The organism is Flavobacterium enshiense (assembly GCF_040750275.1).
Taxonomy (GTDB): domain Bacteria; phylum Bacteroidota; class Bacteroidia; order Flavobacteriales; family Flavobacteriaceae; genus Flavobacterium; species Flavobacterium enshiense_B.
On record NZ_JBDOCV010000003.1, the window covers coordinates 44,674 to 60,092 of the forward strand.

Below are 15,419 nucleotides of genomic sequence, written 5' to 3' on the forward strand. Positions count from 1 at the left end.
TTCTTATTAAGCGTAATAACTTAATAATCCGTAATAGCTCAAGGTCAAGAACAGTGTATCAATCAATCCGTGTACAATAATGTTTATCCAGATATTTTGGTATTTCTGATAAATCCATCCAAAGGCCAAACCGAATAAAAACGTGATTGCCAATCCCACACCACCCTGATAGGCGTGCGGAAGCGCGAACAACACAGCACTCAAAACTACAATTAAGATTTTCTGGTCTCCAATTATTCTGCGAAACTGAGAAAATGCAAACGCTCGGAACAAGAGTTCTTCTGAAAAAGCAGCGGAGATCCACATAAAAACAAGATATTTAAAATACATCGCCGAATTACCTTTCAACACTTCAAAACTCGAATAATCTGCGGGTTCGTTGAACAGTATAGTCATTAAAGGCTGGAAAACAAAATCCATTGAAAGCTCCAAAACAGTAAAAACACCTATAATTATACCAATGGTTCGAAGTGTAATTTTTTTAAAATTAAGTGCTTTTAAATTCCCATCCTGCAAATAAACGAACAGTAGTATAAATAAGATAATCAGAATAAATGTATAGGGAAATTTAGTCCATGGATTAAAAATAAATCCAAATGTAATGGCAAACAATAAAAAAGCAGCAAACTTTGTATTGAGCAATTTGGAAAGTGCATTCATAGATTTCTAAAATATTAAAATTTAACTTGTCGGACAAACCCAGATAAAACCAATTATTTCTTACAAATGTATAGGAAATAAAACTGCTTGACATATCAATAAATTTATTTTAACAAAAATATAAGACCTTAATTTGAAATCCGACTTTCATTGCTGCAAACAAATAAATCCGTATTTTCGCAATCACAAACTAACAAAGAAATAATTATTTGATATGAAATACGATGTTATTGTTTTAGGAAGTGGTCCCGGCGGTTATGTAACTGCTATCAGAGCATCACAATTAGGCTTTAAAGTGGCCGTTATCGAAAAAGAAAACCTTGGTGGAATATGTCTTAACTGGGGATGTATCCCAACAAAAGCCTTATTAAAATCGGCTCAGGTTTTTGATTACCTAAAACATGCTTCCGACTACGGATTAACAGTAAAAGAATTTGACAAAGACTTCAACGCAGTAATCGCACGTTCTCGTGGTGTTGCAGAAGGAATGAGCAAAGGTGTTCAGTTCCTGATGAAGAAAAACAAAATCGATGTAATCGACGGATTCGGAAAAGTAAAACCGGGTAAAAAAGTTGATGTAACCGATAAAGACGGAAAAGTTACGGAATACTCTGCTGATCACATCATCATCGCAACAGGTGCTCGTTCAAGAGAATTACCAAACTTACCGCAAGATGGTAAAAAAGTAATCGGATACCGTCAGGCAATGGTTTTACCAGAGCAACCAAAGAAAATGATTGTAGTAGGTTCTGGTGCAATCGGTGTGGAATTCGCACATTTCTATAATGCAATGGGAACGGATGTAACCATTGTTGAATTCATGCCAAATGTGGTTCCGGTTGAAGACGAAGATATCTCAAAACAATTTGAACGTTCTTTGAAGAAAGCTGGTATTAATATTATGACAAACGCTTCTGTAGAAAAAGTTGACACTTCAGGAAACGGCGTAAAAGCTACGGTTAAAACAGCCAAAGGAGAAGAAATTCTTGAGGCAGACATTGTACTTTCTGCAGTGGGTATCAAAACAAACATCGAAAACATCGGATTGGAAGAAACCGGTATCGCTACCGACAGAGATAAAATCCTTGTTAACGCATACTACCAAACCAACGTTCCGGGTTACTACGCAATTGGTGACGTAACGCCAGGACAGGCTTTGGCACACGTTGCTTCTGCGGAAGGAATTTTATGTGTGGAAAAAATTGCCGGTTTACATGTTGAGCCTTTAGATTATGGTAATATCCCAGGATGTACGTATGCAACTCCTGAAATCGCTTCTGTTGGTTTAACTGAAAAACAAGCCAAAGAAAAAGGATACGAATTGAAAGTTGGTAAATTTCCGTTCTCAGCTTCTGGTAAAGCTAAAGCGGCCGGAACTCCTGATGGTTTCGTAAAAGTAATCTTCGATGCTAAATACGGTGAATGGTTAGGTTGCCACATGATTGGTGCCGGTGTTACGGATATGATTGCTGAGGCAGTTGTGGCTCGTAAATTAGAAACTACCGGACACGAAATCTTAAAAGCGGTTCACCCTCACCCTACTATGAGTGAAGCGGTTATGGAAGCTGTAGCAGATGCTTACGGTGAAGTAATTCACTTGTAATCTGAAATAAGAATTCTGAAGTTAGAATTCAGAAAAAGTAATAAATCCGCTTTGTAAAAACAAGGCGGATTTTTTTATTCAACTAATAATCAATACCTTACATATTGTTTGTAAATTTGTATTCGAATACCACTTAATTGGAAATCAATTCAAAACTAAATACAATGAAAACAATTAAGTTATTTCCCAAAACTCAAATCATTGGAATGTTCTTAATGATGAGTGCAATCATGTATGGTCAGGATCCTGTAAAAGTGGCACCTGATGTGTATAAAAAAATCCTTCTTGAAAACGATGCCGTAAGAGTAATTGAACTGGAAATTACAGCCGGACAGACCATTCCCTGGCACAGTCATCCCGATCACACTGCTTACGCACTAACTGATGCTAAAATTGAAATAACTGATAAAGGCAAACCGGCTGTTGTTGCAGACATCAAAGCCGGTGAAGTTTTATTTATTCCTAAAGTAACCCACATGGCCAAAAACATCGGAACCTCTTCTGCAAAATTGATCGTTACAGAAATCAAACCGAAAATGGCAAAAAAAATGATGACCAAAACCGATGACAAGCATAATCATAAACATTAGACTATTTCATCTTAAAGAGACGAATCCGTTTTGTGAAAACAAAGCGGATTTTTATTTATCACATTATCAGTAAATTAAAAAAGACAAAAAAAAATTAAAGGCTTTTCTGTAACAATAAATTCCCTACAACGTATAATTAGAGATTTTAAAAAAGAAATTAATATCCAAAATGACACACACACAGGTGTTGTATCTTCGAAAAGGGAATCTTACTACTACTTCAACATGATTCCGATTAACAGAATTAAAATGATCTTACATTCATTTTTCATATTAATCATTTCTAAAATCAAACCAAATTCTAATTAAATTATTAATTAAATGACAACAATTTTATCTCTTTGGTGGCTGATACTTATTGTATTATCCATAGTCTTTTACAAATTTGTTTTGCGTGTTTTCTTCGGAATGGTAATTGTTCCGGAAGACAAGATTGGTTTGGTAACAAAAAAATTCGTTTTGTTCGGAGCCGACCGATCGCTTCCGGACGGACGTATCATTGCAACAAAAGGAGAAGCAGGTTTTCAGGCTCAAACACTCGCTCCTGGTTTATACTGGACGATGTGGATTTGGCAATATTCGGTAGACATGACACCTTTTACCATCATCCCGGAAGGAAAAATCGGTTTAGTAATGAGTAAAGACGGAAAAGAAATTCCAACAGGCCGCATTTTAGCACGTAAAGTGGAAAGTGATAACTTTCAGGACGCAACGTCTTTCCTTAACAACGGAGGGCAAAAAGGACGTCAAACAGCTTTTATTACCAGTGGTTCCTACCGTATCAATACTTTCCTTTTCGACATTATCATTACCGATCAGGTAAAAATCTTCGAGAATATGGTGGGTGTCGTAACCGCATTAGACGGCGACCCGATTCCATTAGGGCAAATTGCCGGTAAATTCGTGGAAGGTCATAACAACTTTCAGGATTTCGATAGATTTTTGGAAGAAGGCGGAAACAGAGGTTTACAACCACAAGTAATGTTAGCCGGTTCCTACTACATCAATACTTGGGCAATTCAAATTGAACAAAACCCAATGACCGATGTGCCAATCGGTTATGTTGGTGTCGTGATTTCCTATATTGGAGAAGACGGTCAGGACGTTACGGGAGAAACCTTCAAACACGGAAATATCGTATCAAAAGGGCAACGCGGAGTTTGGATGGAACCTCTTGGTCCCGGAAAATATGCCTTGAACAAATACACTACCAAATTGGAACCGGTTCCAACGACAAACTTAGTATTAAACTGGGCAAATGCTCGTAGTGAATCGCACGACCTGGATAAAAACCTATCTACAATAACTGTTCGTTCCAAAAACGGATTCCCTTTCAATTTAGATGTGGCACAAATTATTCACGTTCCTGCTAATGAAGCACCGAAAGTAATCGCTCGTTTTGGAAGCATGACCAATTTAGTATCTCAGGTTTTAGAGCCAACCATTGGCAACTATTTCCGAAACTCAGCTCAGGACAGCGATGTAATTTCGTTCTTAAGTACCCGAAAAGAGCGTCAGGAATCGGCTAAAAACCATATCAAAGCGGTTTTGGACGAATACAACGTAAATGCCGTTGACACCTTAATTGGAGACATTGTTCCTCCGGATTCGTTAATGAAAACGCTAACCGACAGAAAAATTGCCGAAGAAGAGCAAAAAACCTATCAGACTCAAAAAATGGCACAAGAGCAACGACAAGGTGTTGAAAAAGAAACCGCTATTGCCGACATGCAAAAAGAAATTGTTCGTGCTTCGCAAAGTGTGGAAATCGCGCAACGAACCGCCGATGCTACCGTTAAAAAAGCAGAAGGAGATGCAACCAGTTTAAAACTGAATGTAAATGCAGAAGCAGAAGCTACAAAAATGCGCGCCAATGCGGAAGCAGAAGCTACAAAAGCAAGAGCCGGAGCACAAGCAGAAGCAACACGTTTAAATGCAAGCGCCGAAGCCGAAAAAATTTCCAAAACCGGTTTAGCTGAAGCGGAAAAAATCATGGCAATCGGTAAATCTACGGCTGAGGCTTATCAATTACAGGTTTCTGCGATGGGTGGCGACAACTTTACAAAATATAAAATCACGGAAGAAATCGGTAAAGGAAATATTAAGGTAATTCCGGATGTCTTAATTTCAGGAAATAATGGTGCCGATGGTGGAATAAGTGGCTTGTTAGGAATGAAACTCATGGAAATGATGGATTCAAATAAACAAAAGCCAGAACCACCACAATCGGAAAACTAATTTGAAATTTGAAACTTATAAAAACCGCTCAGAAATTTTGAGCGGTTTTTTTATGCAGGATTTTAAGACAATTTTGATTTCATGTCTGAATAATCAGTAATTTTATAGAATATAATCAATTATTATACAAATGATTATGAGACAAAAGTTTGAACAAATACATGAAATGGTTACAAGCTTTTTGCTCGAAATTGGCGAAATCTCTTATTTTGCCGGACGCTTTTTTAAAGACTTCCTCAAACCTCCTTATGAATTCAAAGAATTGCTTCATCAATGTTATAATGTTGGGAACCGCTCGCTGTTTCTTGTAGGGATTACCGGTTTCATCATCGGATTGGTTTTTACGCTTCAGTCCCGCCCTACTTTAATGCAATTTGGAGCGGTTTCCTGGATGCCATCTATGGTCAGCATTTCCATTATTCGGGAAATTGGTCCTATTATCGCGGCGCTCATCTGTGCGGGGAAAATCGGATCGGGAATTGGTGCCGAGATTGGCTCCATGCGGGTTACCGAACAAATCGATGCTATGGAAGTCTCAGGAACCAATCCGTTTAAATTTTTGGTCATAACCCGTATTGTTGCCACCACTTTGATGCTGCCGTTATTGGTAATCTTTGGTGATTTTATGGCCTTAATCGGTTCAAGTCTGGTACAAAATCTAAAGGACAACACTACCTTTCTGCTCTATTTCAATTTAGTTTTCAATTCCTTAAAATTCAGTGATATCGTTCCAGCGACGATTAAAACGTTCTTCTTCGGCTTTGCCATCGGGCTCATCGGATGTTATAAAGGTTATTATTGTAAAAGAGGAACAGCCGGTGTTGGGAAAGCAGCAAATGCGGCAGTGGTTTATACTTCGGTACTGATTTTCATTATTGATTTTATCGCGGTTTTTGTTACCAATATTTTTTATGATTAGCAACCATGACTACCGAAACCATCATAACAGTAAAAGACTTACACAAACAATTCGGTTCCAATGTCGTATTGAATGGATTCAACATGGAATTATACAAAGGTGAAAATCTGGTAGTTATGGGAAAATCCGGTTCAGGAAAATCCGTAATGATTAAATGCATTATCGGGCTTGAAGATTTTTCGGGCGGTTCCATTTCGGTTATGGGCAAAGCAATCGGAAAACTAAACCATGACGAACTGGACGAATTGAGAACTGATATTGGCTTTCTGTTTCAGGGAAGCGCTTTGTACGATTCGATGTCGGTACGTGAAAATTTAGAATTTCCGTTACGGCGTCATATTAAAAAATTTGGAATTATTGAAGATACTACGCCTATGGTAATGGAAGCCCTGGAAAGTGTCGGTTTGGCAGCGGCAATCGATTTAATGCCCAGCGAACTTTCCGGAGGCATGAAACGACGAATCGCTTTAGCCAGAACACTCATCCTAAAACCAAAAATAATTTTATACGACGAACCTACAACCGGGTTAGATCCGATAACAGCCAAAGAAATTATCCTGCTGATGAAATCGGTTCAGGAACAATATCACACCTCGTCCATCATCATCACGCATGATATTGATTGTGCCAAAGCGATTTCTAACCGAATGATTTTATTAATCGACGGAATTAACTATATTGAAGGGACTTTCAGTGACTTACAAAGTTCTGATGATCCAAAAGTGAAGGCTTTTTTTAAATAGAGGCATATGGAAAAAACGCGCGAACAAAAAATCCGACTCGGACTATTTACTTTGATTGGCTCACTGCTGTTTATGGCGGCCATCTATTTTGTGGGAAACAAACAGAATCTTTTTGGCCACACTGTTCGATTGAAAGCGGTTTTCGCCAATGTAAACGGATTACGATTAGGTAACAACGTTCGGTATTCCGGTATTGATATCGGGACGGTTAAAAAAATCGAAATGGCTAACGATTCTACCATTTATGTAGAAATGATTATCGATAAAAAAATGTTGTCCCATATCAAGAAAAATGCCATCGCCACCATTAGTTCGGATGGTTTGGTTGGTAATATGATCATCAACATCATTCCGGGAGAAGGAAACGCGCTCAATGTAGAAGAAGATGACATCATCAAATCCTACAGTCGAATCCGAACCGACGATATCCTCAAAACACTAAACGTTACCAACGAAAACGCCGCTTTACTCACTGCCGATTTATTAAAAATAACCAATGAAATCGTTCAGGGAAAAGGAACGGTCGGCTTACTGATTCGCGACTCGATAATGGCACAGGATTTAAAAGAAACAATGTACTATCTGAAAACTACATCTAAAGGAACTTCCGAATCAGTGGCAAACCTGAATAAATTAATTCAGGACTTAAATAAAAGCAATAATGTAATCGGTGTGATGAAAGATACGGCCGTAGCTTCACAAATTAAATCGGTGGTGAAAAATCTGGAAAAATCGAGTTCTGAAATTGACAAAGTGGTTACCAATCTGAACAGCACCATACTGAACATCAAAGAAGGAAAAGGAGCCATCAATTATTTATCCAACGACCCAAAACTGGTAAAGAAAATAGATTCGACCATGACCAATTTACAAAAGGCCAGCTACAAGCTGAACGAAGATTTGGAAGCTTTAAAACACAATTTCCTGTTCAGAGGCTATTTTAAAAAGCAGGAAAAAGCAAAAGCGAAACAAAAACAATAAGTTCGAAAGGCGTTATTTCAAAAAAATTATATCATGCAACATTCAATCAAAATCACCGGAGTAACATGTTTAGTGTTGCTTCTGCTTTCTTGCACACAAAAAGATACTGCAAAAGACGTGTCGCAAACTGCAATCAACAGCTCGATACAAACCGACAGTTGTGACAGTCCCGATGCGAACATTAACTGCTACTTTGTGAACATGCCTGAATTGCTTACTGCAACCATGACGATTTCAGATAATGATAAAGAGAGTGAAAAATTGATCATTACAGGGAAAATTTATAAAAAAGACGAAAAAACGCCATATCCGAATGCAATTCTCTACGCTTATCATACCGATTCCAAAGGAGAATATTCTAAAAAAGGAGATGAAAAAGGGGTACAAAAATGGCACGGTTCCCATCATGGCTGGTGCAAGACAGATCAAAACGGAAACTATCGTATTGAAACCATTCGGCCTGCCTCCTATCCCAACAGTTCAAATCCGCAACATATTCATTCGGCAATCAAACTGCCGAACAGCAGCAAACCGTTTCACATTGATGATTTTATGTTTAAAGATGATCCTTTGTTGCAAAAAATTCATTCTACTCCCAGAGAAAAAAGCGGATTAGGTATTATTGAAGTGAAAAAGATTAATGGAACCTGGATTGGGAAACGTGATATTATCCTAAAATAAAAAAACCTCTTAAACAGAGGCTTTTCTTTATATTTTAGTTACTTCTTGATGAACTTTATCACCTTTTTTCTGTTATCAGCTTGGGCTTCCAAAAAGTACATCCCTTGCGAAAAGTCATTTACATCAATTTGCAACTGTCTTTCATTTCCTGATTCCAATTTTCTGAGGATTCTTCCGTTGATGTCATAAATTGTCAATGAATCGAAGGACTCTTTGCAATCTACGGTCAGAATATTTGAAACCGGATTTGGGTAAACTGAAAAACTAACATACTCTTGTTCTTCGGTTGACAAAGCGCTGTTTGTATAACTGAAATCATCCACGTAAACCGTATTTCCCTTAACAAGGATTGCTAAATTCTTTCCATACGATGCATTATAACCTGACATATCCAATGTATAAAGTGTCATGGTAGTCGAAGGATTGTAATATTTTAATCTGGTAAAAGTAGAAACATCAGCCGGATTTCTTAAAAAGCCAATCTCTATACTGTTATAAACTTCGCCTTCATCTTTAACCCAAAAGGATATCGTACTAGTATTGGATACCGCATTCAATCTTGGGCTGATTAACATAGCTTTATAAGCTATATGGTTTGAATATAATCTAATAGTATTACCATTGGCATCTACATCATTCAAATTGCTTACAGTAACATTTGTGTAAGATGAACTTTGTCTGTATGATTTCCATAATGGATCTAAACTCACAGTATCAAACCCGATACTATACGGCGGATCGACTTCAATATTATCATCACAAACATCACCAAAACCATCATTATCAACATCCGACTGATTCGTATTCGAAACCGTTTTACAATTATCTACAGAATCTAATATCGTATCACCATCTGTATCTGCATCAACATAAGTTGCTGTGGTATTGGTAATAATCGGAGCATTAAAATCAAAATAGATATTAGCGGTATTGTTAATTGTAGTTCCAGCGTATGCATTATAATTTGGCTTAATTTTGAAACTGATATACCCATGACTGCCCGGCTCATCAGTAGTACTGTCCGGCAGGTTGATATTGTCAAAAAGAAACTCCGCCACATTGTTTTTTATCTGTACGCTACCACTATGGCTAAACTCAACAATTTCAATGGTTGTAGGGTCTAATTTATCAACAAAAGTATCTACAACTTTAACATTAACTGCTGATGCGGTTCCGGTATTTTGAAATCTGATCACATAATGCAAATATTCATCAATATCCTGATATAGTATCATATCTCCTTCCAATACCGTTTTATCATTAGGATCATAAGAATTGACTACCAAATGGTTCATTGAAAAGGTATTGTTAGCCGGAATTTGATCTGTGGTTAATGAACTGATACTGGCTGATAAAGGAATACGATCTAAAGAATTCACGATTGGAGGAGGTAAAACAGTAAATTTTAAAGTAATAAAACCTGACTGCATCGGATAAAGATTCGTATAATTCCAAGTAAGAACATTTGCATTTTGAGAAGCAACTGGCACAGAAGAATTAACAAAGTTCATCTTACCGGCATCAAAAGTAAAATTAACAGCGCCACTCATTATTGTAGTTCCACTATTGGTGTATTTAATTCTGTAAAAAACATCAAAACCAGGTCTGGCAGGATCTAACGGGAAAAAATCAATTTTTACATCGTTAACGATTTGGCTAGGAACGGCACAAAAATCAAAAGTCTGCTGCGCCCCTACTCCTGAAAAATTCACTGTGGAGGATAAAGGTGTAAAATTAAAATTATTGGGTGTGTATTGTGGGTTTACAATGTAACCTCCCTGAGGAACAAACATTCGGTAATCACCATTTGAATTGGTAAAAGTATAATATACATTATTACCTAGAGTTGTAGCTCTTACCATCGCTTGCGGCATTGGCAGATCGTCCGGAGCACATCCGTTGGCGTTATAATCGATTCTAATATTCCCTTTAATCAAATTTTTCCATCTTGTATTACACGATTCTATAAATTGATTAAAATCGTTGCATCCTTGTCCGTTTCCGTAAATTTCATAGGTGCCTCCTCCAATTAAATAATTACAAACATTTAACTCATTGCATAGCGTTAAATTTGGATTACTACTAATTCGCAGTTGAGTAAGACCACTCAAATTTGCTCCCGATAAATTATTAATGGAACCTAAATTAGTATTACCGGAAATATAAAGCTGTCCGGTAACAGAACTCAAATTATCCAATCCCGCTAAAGACGTTAACCCTGCCATACCACTTATGAACAACCCCTGATTTAAGCTGGTAATTTGTGAGAAAGCCGATAAACTAGTTACATTGCTGTTTGTATTTCCGATAATGTTAAGTCCGCCAAGACTTGTTAATGATGCAAGTGGCTGCAAGTTGGTAATTTGGCTGTTTAACGTTAGATTCAGACTGCCTCCAATTGTTTGCAACGAGTCCAAACCGGATAAAGTTGTCAGGTTATCAACCGAAATAGCAGCGTTTCCTCCAATACTTCTTAGTGCGGAAAGAGGATGCAAATCACGATCTGAAATTGTTCTAAGCCAATAATTCAAATCTCCAGGAATATTTGTTACTCTTAATGCTAAACCACTGTAATTGGAAGTATCAGTGTCATTTGACAATGTCAGACTTCCTCCAATATATGTAATATTATTTAATGGTGAAAAGTCACTTATATGGTTTGAGGCGATTTCTAAACTTCCTCCTACATGAGTTAAATTTCGAATCCCGGAAATATTTGAAATCCATGTATCATTTATGTATATGCTACCTCCTATGTAAGTTAAATTCTCTAATCCGTTCAAATTTCCTACAAGTGAATTATGCTGCGTAATCCTGAAACTACCATTTATTCTGGTTATATTTCGCAAACCATTCAAATTGGTAATGGCACTACCATTTGCCGGATCAAGTACTACTGAACCGTTAATTTCTGTACAATTCGGATAAGCCGTTAAGAAATAATCTATTTGTCCCTGATTGTAAAAAGTAACACTTCCAGAAGGACATTGCCCAAAAGCAAGGGTGGAAAGGAAAATTACAAATAACGAAAAAAATATTTTTTTTATCATAAACTTCTTTATTGGCCTATTTTGAAAGCTCTATTTTAATATCTAATTATCTTCGTCTGTAGTATGCGACTTGGAGTATACTCTCCATTTCTCCACACAATCCTGAATATCCTGTGGCACTTCCGATTCGAATCGCATAAATTCTTTGGTTACCGGATGTTCAAAACCTAATGTTTTGGCATGCAGTGCCTGTCTTGGTAACGTTTTAAAACAATTATCAATAAACTGTTTGTATTTGGTAAAGGTCGTTCCTTTTAAAATGGCATCGCCTCCGTAACGTTCGTCATTAAACAACGTATGTCCGATATACTTCATGTGCACACGAATTTGGTGGGTACGCCCCGTTTCCAATCGACAGGAAATTAACGTAACATAACCCAATCGTTCCAAAACTTTGTAATGGGTTAGAGCAGGTTTTCCTTTGTCTCCCTCCGGAAATACTGCCATTTGCATGCGGTTTACCGGATGACGGTCGATATTCCCTTCTATGGTCCCTTCGTCTTTTTCCACATTGCCCCAGACTAAAGCTACGTATTCACGTTCTGATGTTTTTTCTGCAAATTGTTTGGTCAGATAATCCATGGCCAGTTCGGTTTTAGCCACCACCAATAATCCTGAAGTATCTTTATCAATGCGGTGTACCAACCCCGGACGTTCGCTGCTGTTCATCGGTAAATTATCAAAATGATAGGCCAAGGCGTTCACCAAAGTTCCGGAATAGTTTCCGTGTCCCGGATGCACTACCATTCCCGCCGGTTTGTTCACCACAATAAGCTGATCGTCCTCATAAACAATATTCAGAGGAATATTTTCACCTTTCAGCAAATGTTCGTACGGTGGATGTTCTAACATCACACGCACCACATCTTCAGGTTTTACTTTGTAATTGGATTTTACGGCAACGTCATTCACGAAGATGTTTCCCGAATCGGCAGCTTTCTGTATTTTGTTGCGTGTCGTGTTTTCAATAAGATTCATTAAAAACTTATCGATTCGTAACGCCTGCTGCCCTTTAGCTACTTCAAAACGATGATGTTCATGTAGGACGTCATCATCATCGAACTCGTCCTGCTCTAAGTCTATATTATTCTGCATTATTCAAATCTTCCTCGGTAGGAACTAAAATTTCCTGCGCATTTACACTGTCTAATTCTTCTTCCTGAAAACCTGTTTTTCCGTCACCTAAAACAAAATCAATTTTAGAATTTTTCAGGATTCTGTCACCGGCTTTCAGTTTCTTACCGTTTTGTTTTACTTCCAAAACCACGTCTTTGGCCATGTATTCCACATACTTCACATCACCTTCCTGTATGCCTAAAGCACGTAAAGTTGATAACGCCTGACGGTATGTTTTTTGAACCAAATCCGGCAATGTTACTTTAGAATATCCTCCAGCATTGATTTTCACATATACTTTACGGCCATCCTTAACAGTAACACCTGCTAAAGGATCCTGTTCTACAATGGAATATGGCGGAAAAGCCGGGTTATAATCAACTGTATCCAACAAATGGAATTCTAAATCTATATCGTTTAAACGTTCTTCCGCTTTTTCTACACTCATCTTCGCCAGATTCGGTACCGGTATTTCTTCTCCGTGATTGGTGGCTACACTAAGGAATTTCATCACCCCAACAACAAATAGAACCGTAATAATTAAAGCTAATGCTAAATGTTTAAAAAAGGTAGGGCTTGTTAAAAATTTTTTCCAACTCATGGTTTTGGGTTTTGGGCAAAGATATTAAAATACTAAAGAATTTTTGTTTCTTCCGAAAAAGTAATTATTTGCTTAAGGTCGTCAGGAACCCACTTTTTCATTTTTATATAAGAAAAATATTTTTTGATGTGGGTTTCAACAAATAGTGATAATTTTGTAAGAACTAACACTTATCAAATAACGCAAAACATATGAAAAATGTTGCCATCATAATGGGAGGCTATTCCAGTGAGTATCAGATATCTCTGAAAAGCGGAAACGTAGTATACAACTTCCTGGACAAATCAATATACAATGCCTACCGAATTCATATTTTTAAAGAAAAATGGGTAATGGTGGACAACAGCGAAAACGAATTCCCGGTAAACCGTCATGACTTTTCGGTGGATTATGCCGGAAGCAAACTTACTTTCGACGTAGTTTTCAATGCCATACACGGAACGCCCGGAGAAGACGGTCTGATGCAGGCCTATTTTGAATTATTGGGTATCCCGCAAACTTCTTGTGATTACTATCAGGCAGCTTTAACGTTTAACAAGCGCGATATGCTTTCTGTATTAAAACCTTACGGAATTAAAACCGCAACTTCTTTTTATTTGGATAAAGGCGATATAATCAACGAAGAAGAAATCATCAAAGCCTTAGGATTGCCCTTATTTGTAAAGCCAAACAAATCCGGTTCCAGCTTCGGAATTTCTAAAGTAAAAACAAAAGAAGAATTACTTCCAGCCATTGAAACCGCTTACAAAGAAGATAGCGAAATCATTATTGAAAGTTTCCTGGACGGCACAGAGGTTTCCGTTGGAGTTATCAATTACAAAGGACAAACCACGGTTTTACCCATTACGGAAATTGTGTCCGAAAACGACTTCTTTGACTACGAAGCGAAATATTTAGGTAAATCTCAGGAAATCACCCCTGCCCGATTGTCGGAGGATATTCGCCAAAAAGTGGAAACCGTTTCCAAAAAAGCCTATGAAGTTTTAAAAATGAAAGGGTTTTCCAGAAGTGAATTCATCATCGTAAACGGCGAACCTTATATGCTGGAAATGAATACCATTCCGGGCTTAACCACCGAAAGTATTTTACCACAACAAGCTAAAGAAGCAGGAATTTCGTTAACCGAATTGTTCAGCAATGCTATTGAATTAGCTTTAGAAAAGTAATATGATATTTTTCGGTACAAGAGAAAAGGAAATCAAAAGAGGCAGCCTTACAAATGTAACCTGTAATGAATGCAGGGAAAACGTTTCAATGACTTACATTGTTGAATCAAAATATTTTCATTTGTATTGGGTTCCTTTTTTTCCATATAAAAAAAACACTTTTGTAGGATGTAATGAATGTGATACTGTTTTTGAAAAAAAACAATTTTCAGAAAACATAAAAAAAAAATTACAGCGAGAAAACGAATTAAAACCGGCAAGAAATCCTATTTGGATGTTCTCCGGCTTAATTATTCTAGCTATTCTTATTCCATTAGCTTTATTTCAATCTTCAAGAGCAAATGTGAAAAAATCTGATTTTGCAAACAATCCGAAAGTAGGTGATGTTTATTTCTTAAATTGTCTGCCATCAAATTACACAACAATGAAAATTGCCGCAATAGAAAAAGACAGCATACACTTCATAGCTAATGATACAGTAGTAACCAAATTCACAAAAATTTTTACTATTAACGAAGACAAATATTATACTGATAAAATCAAATCTTACACAAAATCACAGATACTTGATTTGTTTAAAAATGACAGTATTTATAAAATTGACAGAAACTGATTATGAGAAAAGCAATCTTCCCCGGCTCCTTCGATCCGATAACCTTGGGACATTTCGATATTATCAAAAGAGCATTGCCTTTGTTTGATGAAATTGTGGTAGCCATCGGTATCAATGCCGAAAAAAAATACATGTTTTCGTTGGAAGAACGTAAAAAATTCATCGAAGAATCATTCAAAGACGAACCAAAAGTTTCGGTAGTCACCTATGAAGGGTTAACCATTGATTTATGTCATAAGCTTGAGGCGCAATTCATCCTTCGCGGACTTCGCAACCCGGCCGATTTTGAGTTCGAAAAAGCTATTGCTCACACCAACAGACAATTATCAGACATAGAAACCGTATTTCTATTAACGGCTATTGACACTTCGCATATCAGTTCCAGCATTGTTCGGGATGTTATCCGAAACGGCGGTGATTATACTTTTTTAGTACCCCAATCTGTAAAAATCAAATAA

Annotated in this window: 14 protein-coding genes; 10 read left to right on the forward strand and 4 right to left on the reverse strand. The window is 37.2% G+C overall.

The features are described 5' to 3' along the window. Positions 1 to 6: 6 nt before the first annotated feature. Positions 7 to 660, reverse strand: coding sequence for a CPBP family intramembrane glutamic endopeptidase (locus ABGT15_RS05985; RefSeq protein ID WP_367230519.1), 654 nt, complete (start codon positions 658 to 660; stop codon positions 7 to 9). 214 nt (positions 661 to 874) lie between these two features. Between ABGT15_RS05985 and lpdA the strand changes: the two genes are divergently transcribed. The 7 genes from lpdA (at position 875) to ABGT15_RS06020 (ending at position 8,415) form a co-directional block, all read left to right on the forward strand. After that, positions 875 to 2,263 carry a dihydrolipoyl dehydrogenase gene (lpdA, locus tag ABGT15_RS05990; RefSeq protein ID WP_367230520.1) on the forward strand — a complete coding sequence of 463 codons (1,389 nt, stop codon included), beginning with the start codon at positions 875 to 877 and terminating at the stop codon, positions 2,261 to 2,263. Between the two features lie 164 nt (positions 2,264 to 2,427). Further along, positions 2,428 to 2,853 carry a hypothetical protein gene (locus tag ABGT15_RS05995; protein ID WP_367230521.1) on the forward strand — a complete coding sequence of 142 codons (426 nt, stop codon included), beginning with the start codon at positions 2,428 to 2,430 and terminating at the stop codon, positions 2,851 to 2,853. 321 nt (positions 2,854 to 3,174) lie between these two features. After that, complete coding sequence (locus tag ABGT15_RS06000; protein WP_367230522.1) at positions 3,175 to 5,091, forward strand: SPFH domain-containing protein; 1,917 nt, start codon at positions 3,175 to 3,177, stop codon at positions 5,089 to 5,091. A gap of 166 nt (positions 5,092 to 5,257) precedes the next feature. Further along, entirely contained in the window at positions 5,258 to 6,010 is a 753-nt protein-coding gene (locus ABGT15_RS06005; RefSeq protein ID WP_367230523.1) for an MlaE family ABC transporter permease, read from the forward strand. 5 nt (positions 6,011 to 6,015) lie between these two features. After that, complete coding sequence (locus ABGT15_RS06010; protein ID WP_367230524.1) at positions 6,016 to 6,753, forward strand: ABC transporter ATP-binding protein; 738 nt, start codon at positions 6,016 to 6,018, stop codon at positions 6,751 to 6,753. A gap of 6 nt (positions 6,754 to 6,759) precedes the next feature. After that, positions 6,760 to 7,734 (forward strand): MlaD family protein, encoded by a 975-nt coding sequence (locus ABGT15_RS06015; RefSeq protein ID WP_367230525.1) that lies wholly within the window; start codon positions 6,760 to 6,762, stop codon positions 7,732 to 7,734. Positions 7,735 to 7,767: 33 nt separating this feature from the next. Further along, entirely contained in the window at positions 7,768 to 8,415 is a 648-nt protein-coding gene (locus tag ABGT15_RS06020) for an intradiol ring-cleavage dioxygenase (RefSeq protein WP_367230526.1), read from the forward strand. Positions 8,416 to 8,453: 38 nt separating this feature from the next. On the opposite strand, the gene ABGT15_RS06025 is transcribed toward ABGT15_RS06020, so the two are convergent. Genes ABGT15_RS06025 through ABGT15_RS06035 form a run of 3 tightly spaced genes read right to left on the reverse strand, consistent with a single transcriptional unit; the run spans position 8,454 to position 13,182 of the window. Beyond that, positions 8,454 to 11,465, reverse strand: a complete 3,012-nt coding sequence (locus tag ABGT15_RS06025; RefSeq protein ID WP_367230527.1) for a DUF7619 domain-containing protein — start codon at positions 11,463 to 11,465, stop codon at positions 8,454 to 8,456. A gap of 42 nt (positions 11,466 to 11,507) precedes the next feature. Beyond that, positions 11,508 to 12,560 carry an RluA family pseudouridine synthase gene (locus tag ABGT15_RS06030; RefSeq protein ID WP_367230528.1) on the reverse strand — a complete coding sequence of 351 codons (1,053 nt, stop codon included), beginning with the start codon at positions 12,558 to 12,560 and terminating at the stop codon, positions 11,508 to 11,510. After that, positions 12,550 to 13,182 carry a PASTA domain-containing protein gene (locus ABGT15_RS06035; protein ID WP_367230529.1) on the reverse strand — a complete coding sequence of 211 codons (633 nt, stop codon included), beginning with the start codon at positions 13,180 to 13,182 and terminating at the stop codon, positions 12,550 to 12,552. Before ABGT15_RS06035 ends, ABGT15_RS06030 begins: the two co-directional genes overlap by 11 nt. 191 nt (positions 13,183 to 13,373) lie before the next feature. On the opposite strand from ABGT15_RS06035, the gene ABGT15_RS06040 reads away from it, so the two are divergent. The 3 genes from ABGT15_RS06040 to coaD are packed head-to-tail and all read left to right on the forward strand — an operon-like array spanning position 13,374 to position 15,419. Then, positions 13,374 to 14,348, forward strand: coding sequence for a D-alanine--D-alanine ligase (locus ABGT15_RS06040; protein ID WP_367230530.1), 975 nt, complete (start codon positions 13,374 to 13,376; stop codon positions 14,346 to 14,348). A 1-nt stretch (position 14,349) separates the two neighbouring features. Continuing rightward, positions 14,350 to 14,961 carry a zinc-ribbon domain-containing protein gene (locus ABGT15_RS06045; protein WP_367230531.1) on the forward strand — a complete coding sequence of 204 codons (612 nt, stop codon included), beginning with the start codon at positions 14,350 to 14,352 and terminating at the stop codon, positions 14,959 to 14,961. Positions 14,962 to 14,963: 2 nt separating this feature from the next. Further along, complete coding sequence (coaD, locus tag ABGT15_RS06050; protein WP_367230532.1) at positions 14,964 to 15,419, forward strand: pantetheine-phosphate adenylyltransferase; 456 nt, start codon at positions 14,964 to 14,966, stop codon at positions 15,417 to 15,419.